This is a genomic window from Pauljensenia sp. UMB1177 (assembly GCF_030217965.1).
In the GTDB taxonomy this organism is placed as follows: domain Bacteria; phylum Actinomycetota; class Actinomycetes; order Actinomycetales; family Actinomycetaceae; genus Pauljensenia; species Pauljensenia turicensis_A.
On record NZ_JASOOV010000001.1, the window covers coordinates 553,299 to 574,025 of the forward strand.

A 20,727-nucleotide genomic window follows, 5' to 3' on the forward strand; every position below is an offset into this window, starting at 1 on the left:
GGCAGAGTGCCAAATTGGCACTCTGCTTTTTGGTTTTTATAGGGGTTTGAATTCGTCGTTGATTTGTTGGATGACTTCTTCGTAGTTGGTGTCTTGTCCTACTTCGACCGTGTTTGTGGCGACGGTGATGAGGATGCGGTAGAAGATTCTGTTTTCGTTTGGGTCAAAGCCGTATTGGTAGGCCAGTTGTGTTCCCACGGTTTGAGCTGTGGCGTAGTCGTGGGCGATGAAGTATCTACTTCCGGCCTGGTCGGGGGTTGTGCCCTCGAAGGTGACGATGTATTCGTTGTGGTGTTCGAGTTGTTGCATGTGTTGGTTTCTCCGGTTAGTAGATGGTGATGGTGCCCGAGTTTGCTAGGCCGTCGCAGCTGGTGGTCCATGATTGTGTGCCGAGTGGGATGCCACTAACGGTGGCGTATGCGGTTCCGGGGATTGAGGTGCTTGCCGCCCCACCGGTTCCGCCGATGCTGATGCTGCATGTGGCGTAGCCGCTGCCCGAAAGATTGATTGCGAAGTGCGCGGCTCCGCCTCCGCTGGTGTTTACCGAGGTGTTCATTGATGTCACTCCAGCTGGAGCCGGCGTGGGTGCTGGGGCTGGTGCTGGAGCCGGCGTGGGTGCTGGTTCTGGCGTGGGTGCTGGTGTGGGTTCTGGTTCGGGTTCTGGTGCTGGTTCTGGTTCCGGCGTGGGTGCAGGTTCTGGTTGGGGTGCTGATTGCGGTTGGGTCTCAGACTGGGGTGTGGGTTTGTCGGTTTCTTGAGTCGAAACCGGCGCGCTTGGCTGCCCGGTTGGTTCGCTGGGTTTTCCGCCACCTGGTTGTAGCATGCGCACACTGAATATGACCGCTAGCGTCATGAGGATGATGAGTGTGGCCACGATGAGCTTTAACCGTTTGATTCGGGCCGGCTTATCCTTGCTGTCACCTGGGTTGTGCGTTGCAGGTTCTGCTTTTTCCTGAGGCGTTTTTCTGTTAATGCCTTGAGGTGCTGGGGCAATAGTTTCTTCTACTCTTTGTGGCTCTGGTGGCCTTTGGGGTGGAAGGGTGGCTTGTTTGTGCAGGGTTTGGGGCAGGGGCTGAGTGTGGTCTAGTTCGTCGCGGGCAAGGTTGCTGGCAACTCCGGCATTGCTGGCATTGCTGGCGTTGTCGGTGGTGGGGGTTTCCGCGTTGTCGGTGTGGTGGGTGTCTATGTCTCCGTTTGGGTGGATGCTCATGTGGTAGGTGCCGTCTGGGCCGCTGGCGGTCACGGGGAGGGTGCGCCCGTAGTGTTTGGCGATGGAGGCAGCGACGTTCATGGCTTGCCTATGTGCGTCTTGTCCTGGTGGTAGTTGGGCTTGGGTGATGCCGGCGCTGGCGATGGTGATGGTGCCGTCAGTGTTTTGGGTGATGGTGATGGGTGGCCAGGCGGTCATTTCTCGTCCTTGTTTTGGGTGTGTGCGCACGTTCTACGTAGTACGTAGAAGGGAGCGCACATGAGTGAAGCAAATCCGTGGGCTAGCCCGCCTGTCATGCCTGTGCAGTCGCCCGCGCCGGAAAGGCCGGTGCGGGCGCGGGTGTGGAAGCCGGGTGCACAGGTGTCGATGACGGGCGGGTTGCCGATTGTTTCGGCTTCCGGCCAGGAGTGTCCGCTGTGGGTGGTTGCTGCTCATGGTGGGGCTGGGGCCACGTCGTGGGCGAGGCTTCTTGGCGCTGGCGATGCTGGCGTGGGTTGGCCTGATCCGAGTGGGTTTACTCGCGCGGTGGTGGTTGCTCGCAATAGTTTTGTGGGGCTTCGGGCCGCGCAGTCGGCCGCTATCCAGTGGGCTTCTGGCCAGGTAGAGCGCGTGGAGTTGGCGGGCTTGGTGTTGTCTGCGGACGCGCCGGGCAGGCCAGTTAAAGAGCTGGTGGAGCTACGTAAGCGGATAGAGGGGGCGTTTCCGCGCGTGTGGCTGGTGTCGTTCCAGGCCGCGTGGCGCGTCCAACTGGCGTGGGAGGCCCCTGTTTCGCGTGAGGTTCGCAAGGTTTTGAAAGATTTGTCTGTGATTGGAAAGGAAGTCTGATGACGGTTTTTTCTAGGGGTACTGCCCTGATTGGTGCGGGTAAGGCACGCTTGGTAGCTGGCTTGGCTGGTTTGGAGCTCAACCCGGTTCCTGTGGCTCCCCCTGGCGTGGTGGATAAGGTGTCGACGGTGTTGAACTGGCTGATGTGGATTGCCGGGGCAACGGTGATTGTGGGCTTCATTATTGGTGGCATTATGCTCGCGGTTTCTAATGAGCGTGGCATGGGTAATGAGAACGTGCGCCGTATCGGGTTTGTGATTATGGGCGCGGTCGTGATCGCAGCGGCTGCGGCTTTAGCGAAAGCGCTGCTGTGATGGCGGAGGAAGAAAAGGCTGTTAATAGTCTGGTTCGCCCAGGGTTTATTGTTTCTGCCTTGCTGCTTGTCGCTTTGATTGTGGGGTTGGCGTTCTTATTGTTTACCCGCGAGAACGCTCGCGAGGTCGGCGGTGATAAGCCTGTTGAAGTCTCATCTACTAGGCAGGAAAGTGGGGGCCAGGCCCAGTCTGGCCTGGTCGAGGACGCGGGGCTACCTGAGTCTGATTCAGTGTGCGGGCTTGTCGCCCATGACCAGGTGGTTCCATCTCAGGCCTTGCCGTCTGTGCCGATCGATGTTGGTGATCGTATTCAGGTGCCACATGTTGACGGGTATGGGCCGGGCGTGACGGAGGGCGTTTCGCATTGTTTTGCGCACACCCCGTCTGGAGCGATTCTTGCGTCGGCTAACTTCGTCACGTGGTTTTCATCGAAGGAACGCCTCGATGAGGTGGTGCCTACGCTCATGGCTACAGGGCCTAACCGGGATCGGTTGGAGTCTCAGATTAAGAGTCAGTGGCAGGGCGAGACTGGTTCGCCTGTGATGATTCACGGGTTTAAGTATGAAGATCGCGGCCCTGATAACGCGATGGTGGTTCTCGCTGTTTCACCCGTGGCCTCTCCCGACAAGATGATGGGGTTCCCGGTGGTGCTGGTGTGGCAGGACGGGGATTGGAAGGTGGAGGCTCCGTCTACTGATTCGTGGGGTGAGCGGATTATTGATTCGCTGCCTTTAGAGGGGTTCGTGGAGTGGGGCGCGTAAATGTGTCATTTCTGGGAATTGTCGTGCAAAATTAGCGAGGCCGCGACTGAGGCGAGTGAGAACATTATTGCCCAGTGGGCGTTCAACATCATTCAGGACGTGTCGGCCACGTTGCTGAAAGTCGGCACGGTATGGCTAGGCGTTGGCACGCCTAGCCTGACTGGAGCCGATTCTGCGGTTGGTTTCATCCATTCCACCACTCGTCTCCTCGTATTGGCTTTAGCTATCGGCTCGTTTATGGTCGCTGGTATTCACTTGGCCCTTTCTAAGCGCGGTGAGGGTGCGATGAACGTCTTGCACGCCCTGTTAGCTCTCGCTTTGGTTTCCAGTGTTTCTGTTGGCGCAGGCCAGCTACTGGTGGAGGCCTCAGATGAGTTTTCCACGTGGGTTATTGGCTTGGTTATAGATGGTGATGCAGGACAGTTTGGCGTCAAGATTCTCAACGTCACTGGTATTAACGGTGGCCTGGGGCTAACGATTTTGATCGTGGGCGGCTTGGGTGCGCTGGTGGCAAACCTGGTGCAGATTGGTCTGATGTTTATCCGCTCATCGATGCTGATTTTGCTGGTTGGGATCATGCCTGTGGCGGCGGGAGCGTTTTCTACCAAGTGGGGTAGGGCATGGCTGAGCAAGATCATCGCCTGGTTTTTCGCGTTCTTAATGTTCAAACCGGCCGCGTCAATCATTTACGCGGTGGCAATCAAGCTGGTGCAGGGCGAGTCGTGGTCTATTGCTGATGGTGATGAGCTTACTCGTTTCATTACCGGGGTAATCATGATGATTTTGGCGGTATTGTCGTTGCCCGCACTGATTACTTTCATGGTTCCAGCCACTGAAGCGCTCAGTAGTGGCGGTTCTGGCGCTGGTGCTGGTGCGGGCGCGGTTCTAGCTACTGGCGCGATGACGGTCGCCAGGGGCGCGGGTGCGGCCGCTAGTGGTGGCGCTACCGAAGTAGCAGGCGCTGCCCTTGGCGCAGCCCAATCAGCTCACGGGGCAATCAATAGCGTAGCTTCGGGTGGTTCGCCTGGCGGCGGCGAGAATAGTTCGCCTGGTGTTTCTGGTCCGGCGGGAGCTTCTGGGTCTAACGGTCAAGACGGCGCTACAGGACCGTCTGGAGCTAGTGGCCAGACGGGTGCTAGCGGGCAAGATGCGGTGCCTAGCGCGGGCGGGCAGGCCCCATCGGGTGCGAGTGACGCAGCAGATGCTGGTGGCTCTTCTGGCGGGCCTAATGGTGGGCAGGAGGCTCAGTGGTGAGTGATGAGGCGGTAAAGGTTCGCACGTACGGCAACTGGCGGGTTCCACGTCGCGCAGGGCTTGGCAAGCTCGGTTTTGGTGAGTCGTTGATTGTTTTGCTTGGCCTGGCCGTGGTGTCGGTGGTGGCCATGTCCAAAGGCGTGATGGTGGCAGCCCTTGTCGCCGTGGCGTGGGCAGGCGGAGTGTTGCTTGTGATTACGCGCGACGTGCACGGAGTGTCGGTTTTAGAAAGGATGAGGCAAAAGATGCGTTTTCGGCGGGCGGCGCGTAGGAAGTCGAACATTCATGCTTCTGGTGGTCTTGCGGTTGATCCAACGCAGGGTAAGTGTCACCTACCTGGAATGTTGTACGGCTCGCGTCTGAGTGAGCATAAGGACTCTTATGAGCGTCCCTATGGTTTGGTTGAGCATGGGGATGGCACGCTCAGCGTGGTCATGTCTGTCTCACCTGAGGGGGGCGGTTTGACCGATCAGGACACGGTGGATCACCAGGTGGCATTGTGGGGCATGTGGCTTGGTGATTTGGGCGGGCAAATGGGCGTGGCTCAGGCCAGCGTGTGTGTGGAGACGATTCCTGATAGTGGGGATCGGCTTCGCCGCGAGGTGGGTGCTCGCATGAGCGATCAGGCCCCGCTGGTAGCCCGCCAGATTCTGACCCGTGTGGTCGATGATTATGGGCAGGGTGCGGCGAGGGTGCGCGCGTGGATTACGCTCACGTTTGACCCGTCTAAGATGGGCGCTTCGGCTAAGAAACGTCCGCAAGTTGTTTCACGTATTTCTTCGGACTTGCCGGGTCTTACTCAAACGCTGATGGGCACAGGCGCGGGCGGGGTGCATCTTTTGACCGCGCGTGAGGTGTGTCAGCTCACGCGCGTGGCGTTTGATCCGGCGAGTGAAGCCTTGTTTGAGCAGGCAGCTAATGCTGGTGAGGACGTTGCTTTGACGTGGGAGGATGCCGGGCCTATGAGAGCTGTGGCCCAGTGGGATCATTACCGGCACGATTCGGGTCTTTCACGCACGTGGGTGATGTCGAGGCCTGCGCGCGGGTATGTCCAATCTGGCGTGCTACGCAAGATTTTAGAGCCGTCTCGTGACGTGCAGCGCAAGCGCGTCACTATTGTGTACCGGCCTTTGGATGCGGCCAAGGCTCCAGGGGCGGCGGATGCGGATGTGAACCGCGCGGCCGCGCGGGTGGAGAACACGCCTCGGCCTACCGCTACTGCGCGTAGGGAGCTTCGCGCAGCACAGCAGGTGGCTGATGAGGAAGCGTCGGGCGCGGGCTTGTTGGATTTCGCGCTGATTATTAGCGCCACAACGAGCGCCGATGAGCTTGATGATACTTCTAGCGCGGTCCAGGCGTTGGCCGCTTCTTCACGTCTTTTGGTGCGCCCGGCTTATGGCGCGCAGGATAGCGCGTTCGCACTCGGCCTACCTTTAGGGCTTCGCCCGGCTTCGCAGGCATTGTCTGGAGGCTGGTAGGCGTGGCTTTTGTAACTGACCTGGTATCAGCTCTTTTCACCAGCTCTACCACTACTAGCAGTAGGGGCAAGCCTGGTTCTGGCACGGTAGCTAATCAGCCGCTGATCCAGCCGTGGCGCGCCACGTCGAAACAAGTGTGTGGCATGTTCCCTTTCATCGTGGGGTCGAACACGGCTTTAGTGGGAGCGCCCCTTGGCCGGGCCTTGCACGGTGGGGGAGCAGTGTGCGCCGACGAAATCTCATGGTTTGAACGCGGTTTGATTAGTGCCCCTTCGGCAATGGTGCTCGGCTTGAACGGTTTGGGTAAGTCCTCTCTGGTTCGGCGCATGATTACCGCTTCAGCCGGGTTCGGGGTGCACACGATGGTTCTGGGCGATATTAAGCCAGACTATGTGGCGTTGATTGAAGCCCTTGGCGGGCAAGTCATCAGTATTGAGCATGGTGGTGCGGGTATTAACCCACTCGATGCTGGCAACGTGCGTGAGGCCGTGGAGTTGTTGGAAGCGGCAGGCAAGTTTGAGGATCGTGACAAGCTCCTGGCCGCAGCCCATGAGCGTAAGAAAGACATGGTGTGCTCCCTCATCCACATTATTCGTCGCACGCCACCTTCAGATAGGGAGGAGACGATTGTTGACGAGGCTATCCGTATTTTGGAGACCTATGATCGGCCAGTAGTGTTGGCTGACCTTTTGGAGGTTGTGCGCTCCGCTCCAGATGAGCTCCGCGCAGCCGCACTGGATCGCGGCGATATTAACCATTACCGGACGGTCACCGAGAGCTTGGAAGCGTCGCTCATGGCTTTGTTGTCGGGCCGCTTTGGCGGTCTATTCGCGGTGGAGACCACAACGCCGATGATGATGGATCGTTCCGTAGTGTTTGACGTGTCCGCATTTAAGGAAGCCTCAGAGGACCTACAGGCCGCGTTGTTGCTTGCTACGTGGTCGTACGGGTTTGCGACCGTGGAGATAGCGCAGACACTGGCTGATGCGGGTGTTGCTCCGAGGCGGCGTTACAAGATTGTCATGGATGAGCTGTGGCGTATTTTGCGCGCCTCATCGGGCTTGGTTGAGCGTATTGACTCTCTTACTCGTCTGAACCGCACGGTGGGTGTGGGTCAGCTGATGGTCACGCACTCGATGGCAGATTTTAACGCTCTGGCTTCCCCGGCAGACCGGCTTAAAGCCTTGGGGTTTGTTGAGCGGTCGAAAATGCTGTTTTTAGGTGGTCTGCCCGCCCGTGAGATGGAGTTGTTGGAGGGCGTGTTTTCTTTGACTGAGAAGGAAAAGTCGATGCTGACCTCGTGGAATGCTCCGGGCACGTACGACCCCACCACGGGTAGGGACGCCCCGCCTCTTGGCATGGGCAAGTTCATGTTGAAAACCTCGAACGCTCCGGGCACACCGTTCCAGGTGCGTTTCGTAGCGGGGGAGGCTGCCTTGTCGGATACGAACCAACGGTGGAACAAAAGAAGATGAGTGCGCGCGATGATGTATCCACGTGGGAGCCGTCCACTGTTGTAATGGCGGTCTTTATCGCCATTGTGGGCGCAGCTAGCCTACTTATCACTCTTGGCGCACACACTTGGGCGCTCTGGCGCGGGGTAGACGGGGTTTCGTGGAACCCGTTTACTCTCATGATCGAGGTGTTTCAGGGCCGGCTTGACCCGACCGGCGAAGTGTATTGGTGGATTGGCGGGGTAGGCGTTGCCCTCCTCATCCTTGTCCTTACTGGTCTGGTTCTGGCACTTCCACGCCGCTCTAAGCGCTCTAGGCGCGGTGATGAGGCCGCGCAGTGGGCTGGTAGGGGTAAAGATATTGAGCCGATCACGAAGGCGGCTGTGGCCGCTAAAGCGAAGCGTTTAGGCGTGAGTGGTGCCCTCGGATTCCCGGTGGGTCGCACGGTGGCTGGTGGGATACCGGTCATGTCATCGTTTGAGGACGTGTGTATCACGATTGCAGGGCCGCGTACAGGTAAGACCACCTCGTGGGTGGTGCCGCGCATTTTCGCTGCTCCTGGCGCGGTTGTGGCCACGTCGAACAAACGGGACATAGTAGATGAGACCCGCACGCGTCGTGCTCAGGCCACGGGTGAACAAGCGTGGGTGTTTGATCCTCAAGGCCTCGCTGGGGAGGAACAGTCGTGGTGGTGGAACCCGCTGTCGTACGTGACTGATTATGTGCAGGCAGGCGCGTTGGCGGACATGTTTTTATCTGCTGAGGACGTGTCGAATAAGGATGGTAACGACATGTGGGATCAGTGGGCGTGCCAACTGATTGCCCCGATGCTGTTAGCGGCCGCCACGGCAGGCAAGCCCATTACGGCTTTGCACACGTGGTTGGCTGACCAGACTAATGATGAGCCGGTTCTGTTGCTCCGCAGCCTTGCAGGCGAGTGCGCTGAGGATGACGTGCGAGATGATCTGTTGAAAGCTGCTACTAGCCTGGAAGGGTTTATGGGTATGCCCGCTGAAACGCGCGGCAGTGTGTATGGTGGCGCGGTGCGGATCATGCACTTTTTGAATAACACGCGTCTCATGCGTTGGGTCACCCCCGTCAAGGGCGTGCCCGAGTTTCACCCAAGCGAGTTCGTTAAGACCAAGCAAACCTTGTATTGCTTGTCGCAAGAAGGACGCGGCAGTGCAACCCAGATTGTCACCCCGCTTACCGTGGCCGTGGTTGAAGCGGCCACGGCCTACGCCACTAGCCAGGCGGGCGGCAGGTTGGCTACTCCCATGCTGATCGAGTTGGACGAGGCGGCGAATGTGTGTCGGTGGAACGAACTACCCTCGCAGTATTCCCATTTTGGTTCTCGCGGGCTGTGTGTAGACACGGTGTTGCAGTCGTGGAGTCAGGGTGAGCGAGTGTGGGGCGATAAGGGCATGAAGGCCCTTTGGTCGGCCGCGAATGTGAAGGTGTATGGCGGTGGCGTGTCAGAGCCAGACTTTTTGCGCAACCTCTCAGAACTGATTGGTACACATTGGGTGGACTCTACCCAGATTTCAAGTTCTTCTCAGGGCAGGTCGTATTCAACATCTAAGGCATCCCAACAGCGGCCTATTGCCACCGTGTCGGACTTGCAGGCTCTCCCCCAGGGCAGGGCGTGGGTGTTCGCTTCGGGCGCGGTAGCCACTTTGGTGCGACTGATCCCGTTTTGGGACCAGGAAGATTATCAGCCGGGCAAGTAGTTAAGGGAGAATACTATGGCAGATCACGTGTTGAATGAGACCAGCGCGGAAATGGTGCGCGCATGGCGGGTAGCGATGGCGGTGGGCCGTTTCATGGCCATGCGCAGAGAACAAGCCTTACGCAAGGCTGAACAATCCTCAGCCGGCCATGAGAGAGCGTTGCGAAGGGCGATTGAGGATGAGCGCCTGTTAGCGCAAAAGGTTTACTCTCAAGCCCTTGACGATAAGTGGTGGCACACCGCCGTCGAAGATGACGCAGCCTACGTTTACGGGGTGGCACGCCGTTTTAGCGATATTGACCCCCAGGCAGAGTTAGCTGCGCGCAGGTGTGAGAGGGAGGCTAAAGAACGGTGGGGCATTGACGTTCACGGCCCGCTGGCAAGACCAGGTGATATTCCCAGTGTGGACGAGGCACTGAAGGACGCTCCCGTGCTCGATGGTGAGGACGCGGCCGAGTTAAAACCGGCCGTGCAAGAAGTGTTGTACCGGGCCTATCAGGACGGGGACTATCAGATGGTGGGCCAGGATCGGGCCGAGGCGATCTTGGACTACGTGCAAGAGCAGAAGGACACTGCCCCGGATTGGCTCAATAGTCTCTGGCAAAAAGACTTATCCCAGTGGCTAGACGGGGACGCTCATATCGCGCAGCGGGTGCGCGATATTTATCCCGACATTCAAGCAGCTGAGCAGATGTACGCCGAAGCCGTTGGCATGGCCGCTCACGCTCAGCGTCAGGCGGGCGTTGAAGGCCGAGAAGGGCGCGAGGCGAGGCAGGAGCTCAAGGCGGGCGAGTCTAGCGAGGGTGCAGAAGGCGTAGCGGTGAAAGAGATGAGCGAAGCCAAGCATGCCGGGCGCGGCGCTGAGGTGGCGTGGGATACGATGCAGGCCCGACAGGCGCACGCCCAGTCTTTGCTCGATCAGGGAGCAGACCCGCAGGCGGTGCGCGCGGCGATGACTGCCGACACGGGACTACACCAGCCCGCTAGGACGGCCACGCGCAAGAGCGGTAAGACGAACACTACTCCCGCGCGAGTGCCAAGTAAGAAGGCGGTGCGTGTACAGACCCGCCACATGTAGACCGAGTGAGAGGGCGGCCGACACTACATAGTGTCGGCCGCTCGTCATTATTCGCGCGGCTGGATAATGTCAGGAGCGGCTGGCTCACAAGGAAGCTCCCCATCAGGGTGAGGCCGCATGTCGCGATGCCCGCCCTCGACGCTACAGCCTTTGAAGGGGCCGTCATTGTCGAGTAGTACCGCCATGATTGGATCAGCGTAGCTTACCAGCCACTGCGCAGCTGCTAGCGGCCCATCGTGGACGCGCATGTGCTCCCAAGCAAGCCATAAGGCTTGCAAGCGGTAGACCGCTTCATCATGCTTCCACCATTGCGGACACCACGTCATCCGCCCTTTAGGTAAGGCGCGCTCGTAGATGCGCACAAGAAAATCACGAACGAACACGTCCACGGTGGGGTAGTACAGGCCAGGGGTATCTACTTCTTCACTCATACCCGCTACGTGGACTGTGCGCGCACTACCTGGAGCGGGACTGCCCACCACGCTTGGGTGGTAGCCACGTTGGTTTGCTCCGGTGGCGGGTGGGGCCTACCTTCTTAATCTGCGGGATCTCTCCAATACCGGGTAGTGGCGGCTTGGAGCGTTTACCTGCTTCACTAGCGTCTGTCCCGCTCGTGGAGGTTTGTTCTTGTTGCGTGCCCTGGTTCTCGCTTGCTTGGGCTTGGGCCGGGGTTTGGAATAGGGATTGACGTAGTTCGCTCATGTAATCGCGGTGACTATGGTTAGTGCGACTATCACTGTGCTCTGTTGGAGTGGTAAAGCCTTGAGGGGTGGCAAACCAAGGGGTGCGCTGGCCGATACGTTCACTCTCGGCCTCGTTGCTGAGTTCACCTACGCTGGCCCGCGCCACTGCCGGCTCGATGATCTGTTCAGGTGAAAGGGCCGGCTGTTGTGTGGTCGTGGGTGCTGGTAGCGTGTCTTGTTGCAAAGGCACCGGCTCAGCCTGCAACTGCGTAGTGGCTTGCAGATAGGGGGCTTCCATGCGCACGCGCTCGTACACGCCGCGCGTGTCACGCAGCATTGCGGCCGCAGTGTTGGCCTGTTGGGCTTGCCGGTATAGGTCGGCCAATGCTTTTACTAGCTCCATTGTTGCCACTAGGGCAAGCGCGTAGGAGACTTCACTGTTCTTTGGAGTAACAGCGGTGCTGAGCAGTTGGGCTCCAAGGACAACCCATGGGCTTGTCCCACTCTTTTGTGCGGGCCGTTGTTTGAGTTGCCCGCTACGCCCCACTTGGCGCGCGCAGTAGTCCAGCGCGCCTCGCATCTCATCGCTTAAGTCTGGTTGCTGTGCAGCGGCAGCGAGTAGACCAGCCACATCATTAGTGGCGTTAGCAAGAGCCAATCGATCAGTTGGATCAACGTTGCTCAGCTGGTCGCGGTAGATGTCCAGGCCGCGCTTGTGGCCAAGCCATTCCTCCCTCGTGTATGAGCGGCGGCCGCCTGACAGGGGCATGCCCTTCCATGCGTCTTGCCACGCGCCCACCGCGTCAGTGGCGGACTCGATAGTGTCTGGCCAACGATCACGCAGCGCCCGCAGCGTGAGGTCACGCGCGATGGAACCGCCCGCATACCATTGCGTCTTGACGCCCGGCTTAGTGTGTAGCGCAGCCGAGTAGCCCACCACCACATCGGTGCGTCCCTTAGCAAAGCGTGGGCGCAACCTCACGCCCAGGCCACGGGCGCGGGCAATGAAGTCCACCTCGCTAGTCGCAGCCTTAGATGCTGCGCGCAAGCGTGACTCAAGCGCGGCCCGGTCGGTCACCTGCTTGCCCGCGCGCCGTGCAGCGTTGAGTGCTTGAGCGCTGTCACACTTGGAGCTGCGCGCGTGTTCGCGCGACTCAACAATGCGTAGCCCGTACTTGTGCTCAAGCGTGTTGCACGCGCGCTGGCTACGTGGTTGATCGTTCCACGAGTTCCACCTCGTGCCGTCCTCGCGAACAATGTTCGCGGCAATGTGAATGTGGTCCCCACCGTTCTTAGACGTGCCGTGATGGATCGCCACCCACCGGCACTCAGCCTTGCCTGACGCGGCGGTGAACTCCATCTCGTCCATGAAGTCGCGCGCGATTGCCGCCCACTTGTCCTCAGACAATGGACCCTCATCGGGGGACAGGGACAAAGAACAGTGCCACACGTGGTTTGGACCGTAATCAGCGACGCGTGTCTTACCCATTTCAGGATCAAACTTGCGGATAGGTCCGCTAACGAAGCGTTCGGTCTCGTGCATGAATGAGTCGAGATAGTTCGCTATCTCGCTTGCTTGAGCAAGCGACAGTTCTGACCAGTCGCCCCACCTGTTCATGATCGTCCTTGAGCCAGCCACCAAGTGCGGCTCGACATGTTCGTTCGCGCGTCCTGGGCCAACCAGGTAACGCATGAGGCCACCAGTGTCGCCACCATCAACAATGTTGGGCATCATCGGCGCACACTCGCAAGCAAATAGTTGATCTCATCAACGCTACGCTCAACCTGGCCTAGCACATCATCAATATGTTGAGGCAGTTCCTGTTTCGCGTGAGCGTAGCGAGTGAGCTGGTTGAGGTTGTTAGCCAAGCCGGTGAGCTTGCGACGGTAATCGCGCAAGTCGGTAATAACCTCTGCAAGATTGTCGGTATCAATTTCTTGTGCCGAAGCTGGATGCAACGCAGCGTGGACGAGAGTGCGAGAGAGTGACCAGCCTTGATTGTTCGCCTTAGCTTCAAGCAACGCCCGCTCTTTACTTGTGAGGTGAACACGCAACGACGAACGCTGAAGGCCGTTAATCGATCGGGGAGCGCGACGAACATCGCGCGATGCAACGCGCTGCCTATCCGGCTTGTCCGACCCACTCATCAGTCTCAATCTCCTCAGCGTAGCGACCCGAAGGGATCACACTCCTAGTGTGCCCCAGGTAGAACCACGTGTCTACCTGCAAGCCTGATAATGGTACCATTATCATATAGCTTGCTCCCCAGGCGACCGCGCACACTGTTGTGTGCGCTAGGGCGCGCAGTGAACGCACCTTGTGCGTTTGTTTGGCTAGGGGTGCAAGCTACATGGATGTGGCTTGACCGCTGTCCGCGATACGCGCCGGTGCGAGTCGCGGAGCGTGCGACGGGGAGTGGCGGTGAGTGGCGTGGCTACGCCTGTCGTTGCGATGGTGAAGCGCAGTGGCGCACAGCTTCGCTGTGAGACACGATCACTCTTGATAGTCGTCGCCTACGCGCGGGTGACCGCGTTGCGAGTTCGGTTCGGTTTGGTCTGGTGGTTGTGCGCATGTGTGCGCGCACAACCTACGTAACGGGCGAAGCCATTAACCCGTGGCTTTTTGTGAAGTGAAAGGAAAACTTTGAATGTCAAACCCATTCGACCCAGTGACCAAACTGTTAAACCACGATGAGAACCGGGAGGACGCAGTGCGTAACCTCGGCCAGGCGATGATCCAACTTGAAGCAGTCGTATCTTCATACAAGAACGCATACAAGGCGGCAATTGCTACGGGCTGGACCACACGCGACCTCAACGTAGCCGGATTCTTCGACGTAGCAAAACTACCCAAGGTCAAGAAGATCGCCGCGCCCCCATCAAGCGCGCTCTTTAAGGACGAGTAGTAAGAACAGGGGCGTGCTAACCCGTTTTGGTTAGCACGCCCCTGTGTTCTTATGCCACGTGTGACCACGGGTTGCGGCTGCGGCGTTCGATCGCGTATGTCGCCTGTTCTGCTAAATGCTCTCCTGCATCCCAGAGAGCATCGCTCACATCAGCGCCAAGGCAGTCTTGATAGTTGATCGTTCCCCACGAACCGCTAATCGTTGCCACGGCTTGGCAACGATGGTAAGAGATGTAAATGTTCGGCCCACCAAGAGCCACCGCTAAGCTGAACCCATTGAACTCTCCTTGCATGTTGAACGTAACCTCAATGTCCCAACAATCGTCAAGATATTCAGACAACTCCTCCAAGCAATCCGACTGAACCAAACTATCTAGTTTGGTTATGAACTCATCTACGCGCTCCTTTAATAGCGCCAAGTCCCTATCCATGATGACTCCCTCCAGGTGCTGTGTGTCGGTTGTGACTTTGTTTTTGCCGGCTGGCACGGAGTCAACAAGTCGCGGACAAGGTCTGCCCGTCACCATCGGCAAGTGGGCGCGGGTCATGGAATAAAAAACGAAGTGGTTTATGCCGTGAAAGCCCGCACCCACTTGAACGCAAAGCGTTTGACGGACAGACCACGCGACGTAGACTCGAAAGCCAGCAGGAAAAAACCCCGGAGACAAGAAGAGTGCGCGCTCACGCGCTCCACAATTGCCACCACCAGTGGCACAAAAGAAACAAGGCCACGCACCGCGTGGCCAAATCACGTTAAAAACGGCTAGGAAACTTCCTAGCCGTTTTTGCTTAGCGGTATATCTCGCGTCTGTGCCCGATGGAGATAGCCAAGATAGAAAGCTTATCGTCTTTGATTTCGGCAATGAGTCGATAGTCACCGATGCGATAGCGCCATAAGCCAGCGAGATTGCCTGTTAAGGCTTTGCCGTGAATACGCGGGTTGTCGGCTTCCATGAGGTTTTTAGTAATCCAGCCTTTGATGATTCGTTGAGTGTAGTGATCGAGCTTTTTAAATTCTTTATCGAATGCTTTGGATGTTTCTAAACGCCAGTTCACAGCCCGCACTCTTCCCATAATTCTTCAATCGGGCGAGTTTTATATCCATCTCGTGCCCACTCGTTCAGAGCTTCTTGGGCTATCTGTACGTCGTATTCATCCTCGATACGTTCGAACAGTGCTTGCTTGAATGCTTCACCTAAAGAAATCCCGTGCAAGTGCGAATAGCTTGTGGCTAGCTTGCGTTCTTTCTCGCTAAGTCTGATTGAAAAAGCCATGTTTACCGTCTCCCAACGCCTTTTAGTACATTGTACTTCAATCTGTGTTGTTTGTTAATGGTTAGCCGGACAAAGCCAGTCCTGTTTTCTTGAAGTGATGGCGGATAGTGCTGATTTCGTCCGCTTACCTACTCCCCGCGCTAGCGGGCATAAGTTCAGGCATTAGCGAGGGTCTTAACTATTTATGAGGGTTTAAGGCTCTTGAGACGGTGGAGCGGCTAACGCCGAGTACCCTGGCAATTTCAGCGTTATTAGACCCGTTTTCTTGCATGGCTCTAGCGGTCTTTAACCGTTCAGGTGTCATGAGCGCGGGCCGGCCTCCAAGCCGCCCTTGGGAGCGCGCGGCAGCAAGGCCCGCTCGGGTTCGCTCTCTAATAAGGTCACGTTCGAACTGAGCAAAGGCTGCGGCCATGTGGAACACCAAACGTCCACCCGGAGTAGTAGTGTCGATCGACTCAGTAAGAGAGCGAAACTCAACACCGCGCTTATCTAAGTCCGCAATAACCTCAACAAGGTGGGGTAGTGAGCGGCCTAAGCGGTCGAGTTTCCACACCACAAGCGTGTCACCCTCACGCAAATAGTCCATCGCCTTGTCTAACTGGGGGCGCACGGTTTTAGTACCCGAAGCATGGTCAGTGAAGATACGACTACACCCTGCCTGGGTGAGAGCGTCTATCTGTCCGTCCAGATTCTGCTCCAGAGTAGACACCCGCGCATAACCAATAAGACTCATTACATCCCCCGTCCATAACCGTGACTCCTGCCTCTGCTTTGACGCTGTTGAGGCGCGGCGTGCCGAGTTGGGTGATCCAGCTTCTTAATCTGCGGGACCTCTCCAATGCCGGGCAAGGGTGGGCGAACGGTCGCCTTTGGGGTTGATATTTGCTCAAAGACTGGAATGAGTGAGTCGGGCACTACTTCGTAAGAGCCAAGGTCTGGGCCAGATAAGGCGCTCGCTTGGTTCCATTGGCGAGGTGTGACCTGGTCGAACCGTAGCGTGTAGTTAGATAGTTGGGCAACGTGGTGCAGAAAGGCTTTGCCTGCTCGGCCATTACCTTCTCTAAAAGGGTGGGCTTGGTTAAGTAGGGCGTAAACGGTCGCGATCTGGGCGCTAAAGCCTGTTTTATCCAGCGTGTTCCATTCAGTTCTCTCAACAAGATCGTGCGCATCATTCAAGTAGCGGTCAATCATCGTTACATCGGCAAAGGATGAGTAACCCTTGGCTATGCCTACCGTGCGGTATTGCCCCGCCCATTCGTACACGTGTTGGAAAATGTAGCTATGCAATGCCCGTAGGTGAGCGGAGTCAAAAGTGCGCTCTATAGCGACTTGGTTGCTTTCAAGTTCGTACAGCCTAGAAGCCGTTTCGACTTTCTCGAATTGCTTAAGAAGTTCCCTGTCGCGCTCCCCGAATAGGTTTCGTAGAGTTCCTTGTCTCGTGTCGGGGTCGTATGTTTCAGGGTAAAAATACGATTCCCAAGACTCGTAAGATTTGGGCATGTCTTAAGCACTTGTACGGGCAAGTTTCATCTGCGCGCGCACCGTTGCGTGTGCTCTCACCCGGTATTCCTCAGCGTCGATAATGCCCGCAGCGTAGTCGGTAAGGTTTTCGACATCTTCTCTGGTCAGCTCGAATCCCTCATGCCACAATGCGGCAAGTGTATTGAGCACGCCGAGTCGTTGTTGCTCATCAAGATTGTGGAACAATTCGGGCCAGCGTTGCTCGATGTCGAAAGTGTCCATAATGCCTCCCCGTATTGTTTTAATTCTATCGCGTGCGCGTGCGTTACTCAATGGGTGGTGGTTCTGCACGGGTCAGGTTTTGGGCGCTAGTTTTGCACGTTTTGTTTGCTTGGTTTTACGCGGTTTCTTGTTTCGGTAGTCATGGCGTGCGTTATCGGTCGATAATGCACACTCGTCTGGACTCTCAGTCGTAGGGGCTAAATTCGTGCTCGATGTCTGCGTCAGTGATTGTGGCGCTGTTAGCTAGTGTGTAGGGGTTATCCCCGCATTGCGCGGGGTGTGTAGCGAAAACCGTGGGTTTACCTGCTTAGTGGCTATGCGTCTATGAGTGATTTGGTGAGCATGGCGCGCACTAGCTCGCTAGTGGTCATGTTCTCCTTGTCTGCCGTGGCTGTTAGCGCCCGTTTCATAGCGGCAGGAATCTTCACTGAGAGAGTCTCGCTACCCTCGCTGCTTAAGGCGCTGGGCGTGGACCAAACAGCGCTGGATCTGCGTATTGGGCCACCACGACACACATCACTGGTGCCCGACTCATAATGAGAATCTCCAGGCAATACTCTTTCCCCGAAAAACGATCGCCAGAGATTGAATAAGAAGCGGGAACCAGCTAAGATGTTTACACGTAAACACTTGGGAGGAGTTATGGCAACATCAGTCGCAGCACTACGTATTCCGCAAGACCTTGCAGGTCGATATGACCGCCTTGCGTCGATGACAGGCAGAACGAAAACTTACTACCTCACCCAAGCTCTCGCAGAGTCGATTGATCGCCTTGAATACGAGTATGGCCTCATGCAAAAGGTTGAAGATTGGCGTGCTGGCAGACTTGAAACTGTAAGCCTTGATGAGTTGGAGGCTGACCTTGGCGTGGAAGGTTGAGGTCGATAAAGGCGCGCAACGCTTTTTGGCGAAGCTGGATAAGCCAATAGCTCGACGTATCGTCGCTAAACTTCGACAGATTTCAGAGCTTGATGACCCTCGGATGCAGGGGAAGGGTCTGACTGGAAACCTGGCAGGACTGTGGCGTTACCGAGTTGGAGATTATCGGCTCGTGTGCCTCATTGAAGATGATGTAATGGTAGTTCTTGTCGTCGATGTAAATCATCGTTCACAGGTGTACAAGGGGCGTTCATAAACGAACGATTCTGCCCGTGTCAGCACCACCAGTCAGGGCGGGTATCCCCGAAAGACTCATTGAGAATCTTCGCATCAGGGTAGAGCTTGCTCGCAATCCTTGCTGTCGTAGAGTCAATCTCAACACCCACCATGTCAAAGCCTTAAGGCAACACCAAACGCCCACCCTAAAAATGGTGATCAGTTGCTCAGGGCGCGGACGATATTCTCGGCAATGCGGTGAATAACCTCAACGCACACCGAGTTTCCTGCCTGCTTGTACAGACGTGACTCGGCTTGCTTTGCAAGCTTGAAATCAAGTGGGAAACCCTGCGTATTGAAGCACTCGTGAGCAGTCAGCTTACGGATACCGCTTCTCACGCGGACGATGGGAACGTTATGTCCTCCTTCGCCCATGTTTGCGGTCAGAGTCGGGACAACACCAGACATGTTCTTACGTACGTATCGACGACGCCATTGATAGACGGCTGACGGATCGTCCATCGCAGCCTCAAGCTGCTCATACACGTCGCCCTTGAATTTTCCAGCGGTGTAGTAGTAGCGCTCACCCACCTCATGATCGAAATCGATAATGTCTGACAGACTCTTTGTTAGCGGAATCGGATCTGGGAATGAGAATCGCACACAATCTGCTTCATCCCGGAAGCAGGCAATGTAGATACGCTCACGGTTCTGGGGAGTATTCCCATATTCCATCGCATTCAATACTTGGTAGCGGTAGTGGTATCCCTCTTCTTTCAGAGCCTGAAGGATAACTCGAAATGTGTTCCCACGATCATGACTCACTAGGTTTTTCACGTTTTCAAGGAAGATGACGCGAGGCTTCTTCACTGCGATAATCCGCATCAATTCGAAGAAAAGATCGCCTCGACCTTTCTTGTCGGTAAACCCTTGACGGTATCCCGCCACTGAAAAGGCCTGGCAGGGGAAACCGCCGACAAAGATATCGGCATCGGGTACTTCTTCGGGCAGAACCTCGTGAATATCGCGCCCATCTACTGTGAGATCAAAGTTCTGTTCATACGTTTGGGCGGCATATGAATCAAACTCATTGGCGTAAATCGTCTTTACTTTGCCGGTCTCTTCAAACCCGAGGTCGATCCCTCCGATTCCCGCAAAGAATGACGCTAACGTCCACTTCTCAGCCATGAATATGCCCCATTTCCACTTGGTGCCACTGATGGTGTTACCTGCTTGCTGGTTCCTATCTGTGTAGGGATAGGCTCGCGGTTTGGTGTGGTGTGCGCCGGGTGGTGGGGTGCTGGGTTGGGTGATCCAGCTTCTTGAGCTGCGGCACCTCCCCAATACCGGGCAAGGGTGGTTTTGAGCGTGTGGGTGTTGTTTCGTGTGCTTCTTCTACTTGGGATTGTTCTTGTTGTTGTTGCCTGGTTTGGGTGCGTTGCAAAGTGTTTACTGCTTCGTCGCTGGGTGTTTGCGGGTTGAGCTGGTCGATGATCCAGTTCGAGTTTTGGATTACCCGTTCCCCGGTGGCGAGGATGGTTTTTTCGTCTGCGTCTGCCCACCCGGCGATGTATCCGGTGGAGTATTCGGCTGTGTCGAGGCCGAAGTATTTACTGACTAGGTAGGCGCATGATTCGGCTTCTACTTCTTTGATCCCCCTATGCATGGACTCAGTTTGATCTGCTTGGTCCATGTGGAGTCGGGCGTGACTGATCTCGTGAATAAGAGTCTTGAACTGGTGGGCCTCAGGCGCGTCGGTGGCTACCGCGATGGTTTTCTCACCTTGCCCCTCGATCATCGGCCGCATTGTTACCCCGTATGCGCCACCAAGAGCTTTGCGCGTGGTTTCTTCATACTTGTACCCAAGATCAGCCACAATCTGTTTCGCGCGCTGCCATAACTGCTCAGAGCGCTCTCCGGTTACTTGGGGTAGGTCTTTGCCTTTGATCGGTTCACCTTCGGTTTGGTGGTAGCCAAACGTGGGGCGCACGGTAAACCCTGTGACGGCGGGCTTCCAGATAATGTCTTTCTTGTCGTACTTTTCTAGCTCGCTTTTGTCTATTGGCCGGTCCTCATCTTTGAGGAAGGGGAGCTTGTAGGTGACGGGTGCTAGGACGTGGTAGCTTTTTTCTCCTTTTTGGACGTGTCTACCTAGCTTTTTCCACGCTGTGTAGGAAGCAAACGATGATTCCTTGCTTCCGCGCTGGTGGGCTTGGGTGTGGAGCCACACGAGGTTGCGGAAGGAGTACTGGGGCATTTTCGCCATGTAGTCCAGCATGTCTTTCCATGTTTGGGTGTCTTTGAACCGGGCAGCTGCTGCGGCGATTTCTTCGTGAGCTTTGGCGAGTTTGGCTTCGCGTTCTTCTTTGGCTTCTTCTTTGCTGCGGGTGGCCATGATTAGTTGCCTACCTTGCCACTTTGAGCTTCAAGAGCCTGGAGGCGTTGTGAGAGCTGTTCGATCTGGTCTTGCTGGGCTTGGACCTGCTCGATGAGGGTTTCTACGAGTTCTAGCGTGGTGTATTGGTTGTCCATTTGAATCTCCTGGTTAGTTGTTTGTGGAGTCGTTGGTGCTGATGTGTAGTTCTTGGAGGGCAATGTCTGCTCCGATGTGGTCTACCCACACGTCGTGGGCTACGCGCTCTTGCCCGTCTTGACTGGTGTAGGTGCGCGCGCGATAGGTGCCACTAAAGATGATGGCGGCGTTGCCGTTTAACTCTTGGAAGTCTTTGAGTTTCACGGCGGTCTGCCCGTGGACTCGTAGGTAGTAGCCGGTGGTGGCCACGGTTTCCCACTTGCCGGTTTCTGGGTCTTTAGCCCGGTCGTTTACGATCACGGTTACGCGCCCGTGGTGGGTTCCGTCATCGTTGAGGGTGAGTTTGACGGGGCCTGCTAGATTTCCAGCTCGTACTATGTAGCTCACTGTT

27 protein-coding genes are annotated in these 20,727 nt (G+C 56.6%); 11 read left to right on the forward strand and 16 right to left on the reverse strand.

Annotated features, from left to right (window positions below):
• Positions 1-36: 36 nt before the first annotated feature.
• On the reverse strand, positions 37-309 hold the full coding sequence (locus QP442_RS02380) for a hypothetical protein (protein WP_285024170.1): 273 nt from the start codon (positions 307-309) through the stop codon (positions 37-39).
• 16 nt (positions 310-325) lie between these two features.
• The gene (locus QP442_RS02385; protein ID WP_285069553.1) at positions 326-1,408 is read right to left on the reverse strand and encodes a hypothetical protein; all 1,083 of its coding nucleotides are present in this window, start codon (positions 1,406-1,408) and stop codon (positions 326-328) included.
• A gap of 60 nt (positions 1,409-1,468) precedes the next feature.
• Here QP442_RS02385 and QP442_RS02390 point away from each other — a divergent pair, with 60 nt between their 5' ends.
• The 8 genes from QP442_RS02390 to QP442_RS02425 all read left to right on the forward strand — a co-directional run bounded on the left by QP442_RS02390 (position 1,469) and on the right by QP442_RS02425 (position 10,103).
• Positions 1,469-2,035 carry a DUF6668 family protein gene (locus QP442_RS02390; protein WP_285069554.1) on the forward strand — a complete coding sequence of 189 codons (567 nt, stop codon included), beginning with the start codon at positions 1,469-1,471 and terminating at the stop codon, positions 2,033-2,035.
• Complete coding sequence (locus QP442_RS02395) at positions 2,035-2,349, forward strand: hypothetical protein (protein WP_006680489.1); 315 nt, start codon at positions 2,035-2,037, stop codon at positions 2,347-2,349. The genes QP442_RS02390 and QP442_RS02395 overlap by 1 nt, the downstream gene beginning before the upstream one ends.
• A complete protein-coding gene (locus QP442_RS02400; protein WP_285069555.1) occupies positions 2,349-3,110 on the forward strand; it encodes a hypothetical protein in 762 nt (253 codons plus the stop codon). The genes QP442_RS02395 and QP442_RS02400 overlap by 1 nt, the downstream gene beginning before the upstream one ends.
• Complete coding sequence (locus QP442_RS02405; protein WP_006680487.1) at positions 3,111-4,364, forward strand: collagen-like triple helix repeat-containing protein; 1,254 nt, start codon at positions 3,111-3,113, stop codon at positions 4,362-4,364. It abuts the gene before it with no gap.
• The gene (locus QP442_RS02410; RefSeq protein WP_131367596.1) at positions 4,361-5,842 is read left to right on the forward strand and encodes an SCO6880 family protein; all 1,482 of its coding nucleotides are present in this window, start codon (positions 4,361-4,363) and stop codon (positions 5,840-5,842) included. Before QP442_RS02405 ends, QP442_RS02410 begins: the two co-directional genes overlap by 4 nt.
• A gap of 143 nt (positions 5,843-5,985) precedes the next feature.
• Complete coding sequence (locus QP442_RS02415) at positions 5,986-7,317, forward strand: ATP/GTP-binding protein (protein WP_131367595.1); 1,332 nt, start codon at positions 5,986-5,988, stop codon at positions 7,315-7,317.
• Positions 7,299-9,026: a type IV secretory system conjugative DNA transfer family protein gene (locus QP442_RS02420; RefSeq protein WP_285067569.1), complete on the forward strand. Its 1,728-nt coding sequence runs from the start codon at positions 7,299-7,301 to the stop codon at positions 9,024-9,026. Before QP442_RS02415 ends, QP442_RS02420 begins: the two co-directional genes overlap by 19 nt.
• 15 nt (positions 9,027-9,041) lie before the next feature.
• Positions 9,042-10,103 carry a hypothetical protein gene (locus QP442_RS02425; protein ID WP_285069556.1) on the forward strand — a complete coding sequence of 354 codons (1,062 nt, stop codon included), beginning with the start codon at positions 9,042-9,044 and terminating at the stop codon, positions 10,101-10,103.
• A gap of 47 nt (positions 10,104-10,150) precedes the next feature.
• On the opposite strand, the gene QP442_RS02430 is transcribed toward QP442_RS02425, so the two are convergent.
• Genes QP442_RS02430 through QP442_RS02440 form a run of 3 tightly spaced genes read right to left on the reverse strand, consistent with a single transcriptional unit; the run spans position 10,151 to position 12,934 of the window.
• Positions 10,151-10,534, reverse strand: coding sequence for a DUF4913 domain-containing protein (locus tag QP442_RS02430; RefSeq protein ID WP_285067564.1), 384 nt, complete (start codon positions 10,532-10,534; stop codon positions 10,151-10,153).
• Between the two features lie 25 nt (positions 10,535-10,559).
• Entirely contained in the window at positions 10,560-12,521 is a 1,962-nt protein-coding gene (locus QP442_RS02435; protein WP_285069557.1) for a relaxase/mobilization nuclease domain-containing protein, read from the reverse strand.
• On the reverse strand, positions 12,518-12,934 hold the full coding sequence (locus tag QP442_RS02440; protein WP_285069558.1) for a plasmid mobilization protein: 417 nt from the start codon (positions 12,932-12,934) through the stop codon (positions 12,518-12,520). The genes QP442_RS02435 and QP442_RS02440 overlap by 4 nt, the downstream gene beginning before the upstream one ends.
• 500 nt (positions 12,935-13,434) lie before the next feature.
• On the opposite strand from QP442_RS02440, the gene QP442_RS02445 reads away from it, so the two are divergent.
• On the forward strand, positions 13,435-13,692 hold the full coding sequence (locus QP442_RS02445) for a hypothetical protein (protein WP_006680479.1): 258 nt from the start codon (positions 13,435-13,437) through the stop codon (positions 13,690-13,692).
• A gap of 49 nt (positions 13,693-13,741) precedes the next feature.
• Here the strand turns inward: QP442_RS02445 and QP442_RS02450 are convergent, their stop codons facing one another.
• The 7 genes from QP442_RS02450 to QP442_RS08635 form a co-directional block, all read right to left on the reverse strand.
• Complete coding sequence (locus QP442_RS02450; RefSeq protein WP_285024185.1) at positions 13,742-14,122, reverse strand: hypothetical protein; 381 nt, start codon at positions 14,120-14,122, stop codon at positions 13,742-13,744.
• Between the two features lie 358 nt (positions 14,123-14,480).
• Entirely contained in the window at positions 14,481-14,747 is a 267-nt protein-coding gene (locus QP442_RS02455; protein WP_006680477.1) for a type II toxin-antitoxin system RelE family toxin, read from the reverse strand.
• Positions 14,744-14,965, reverse strand: a complete 222-nt coding sequence (relB, locus tag QP442_RS02460) for a type II toxin-antitoxin system RelB family antitoxin (RefSeq protein WP_138346728.1) — start codon at positions 14,963-14,965, stop codon at positions 14,744-14,746. The genes QP442_RS02455 and relB (QP442_RS02460) overlap by 4 nt, the downstream gene beginning before the upstream one ends.
• 178 nt (positions 14,966-15,143) lie before the next feature.
• Positions 15,144-15,698, reverse strand: a complete 555-nt coding sequence (locus QP442_RS02465; RefSeq protein WP_285069559.1) for a recombinase family protein — start codon at positions 15,696-15,698, stop codon at positions 15,144-15,146.
• Positions 15,698-16,465, reverse strand: a complete 768-nt coding sequence (locus QP442_RS02470; RefSeq protein ID WP_285069560.1) for a Fic/DOC family protein — start codon at positions 16,463-16,465, stop codon at positions 15,698-15,700. The genes QP442_RS02465 and QP442_RS02470 overlap by 1 nt, the downstream gene beginning before the upstream one ends.
• 3 nt (positions 16,466-16,468) lie before the next feature.
• Entirely contained in the window at positions 16,469-16,708 is a 240-nt protein-coding gene (locus QP442_RS02475) for a hypothetical protein (protein ID WP_285069561.1), read from the reverse strand.
• A 314-nt stretch (positions 16,709-17,022) separates the two neighbouring features.
• Positions 17,023-17,223, reverse strand: a complete 201-nt coding sequence (locus QP442_RS08635) for a ribbon-helix-helix protein, CopG family (protein ID WP_083856919.1) — start codon at positions 17,221-17,223, stop codon at positions 17,023-17,025.
• A 127-nt stretch (positions 17,224-17,350) separates the two neighbouring features.
• Between QP442_RS08635 and relB (QP442_RS02485) the strand changes: the two genes are divergently transcribed.
• Together relB (QP442_RS02485) and QP442_RS02490 are read left to right on the forward strand one after the other, a co-directional pair.
• The gene (gene relB, locus QP442_RS02485; RefSeq protein ID WP_006680471.1) at positions 17,351-17,587 is read left to right on the forward strand and encodes a type II toxin-antitoxin system RelB family antitoxin; all 237 of its coding nucleotides are present in this window, start codon (positions 17,351-17,353) and stop codon (positions 17,585-17,587) included.
• A complete protein-coding gene (locus QP442_RS02490) occupies positions 17,553-17,843 on the forward strand; it encodes a type II toxin-antitoxin system RelE family toxin (RefSeq protein ID WP_207326459.1) in 291 nt (96 codons plus the stop codon). Before relB (QP442_RS02485) ends, QP442_RS02490 begins: the two co-directional genes overlap by 35 nt.
• Before the next feature lie 179 nt (positions 17,844-18,022).
• On the opposite strand, the gene QP442_RS02495 is transcribed toward QP442_RS02490, so the two are convergent.
• From QP442_RS02495 to QP442_RS02510, 4 genes are read right to left on the reverse strand one after another with little or no spacing between them, the layout of a single operon-like run.
• The gene (locus tag QP442_RS02495) at positions 18,023-18,991 is read right to left on the reverse strand and encodes a DNA cytosine methyltransferase (RefSeq protein WP_285069562.1); all 969 of its coding nucleotides are present in this window, start codon (positions 18,989-18,991) and stop codon (positions 18,023-18,025) included.
• 55 nt (positions 18,992-19,046) lie between these two features.
• Positions 19,047-20,198, reverse strand: coding sequence for an ArdC family protein (locus tag QP442_RS02500; RefSeq protein WP_285069563.1), 1,152 nt, complete (start codon positions 20,196-20,198; stop codon positions 19,047-19,049).
• Between the two features lie 2 nt (positions 20,199-20,200).
• The gene (locus QP442_RS02505) at positions 20,201-20,335 is read right to left on the reverse strand and encodes a hypothetical protein (protein WP_006680467.1); all 135 of its coding nucleotides are present in this window, start codon (positions 20,333-20,335) and stop codon (positions 20,201-20,203) included.
• A gap of 13 nt (positions 20,336-20,348) precedes the next feature.
• Positions 20,349-20,723 (reverse strand): single-stranded DNA-binding protein, encoded by a 375-nt coding sequence (locus QP442_RS02510; protein WP_006680466.1) that lies wholly within the window; start codon positions 20,721-20,723, stop codon positions 20,349-20,351.
• Positions 20,724-20,727: the final 4 nt, after the last annotated feature.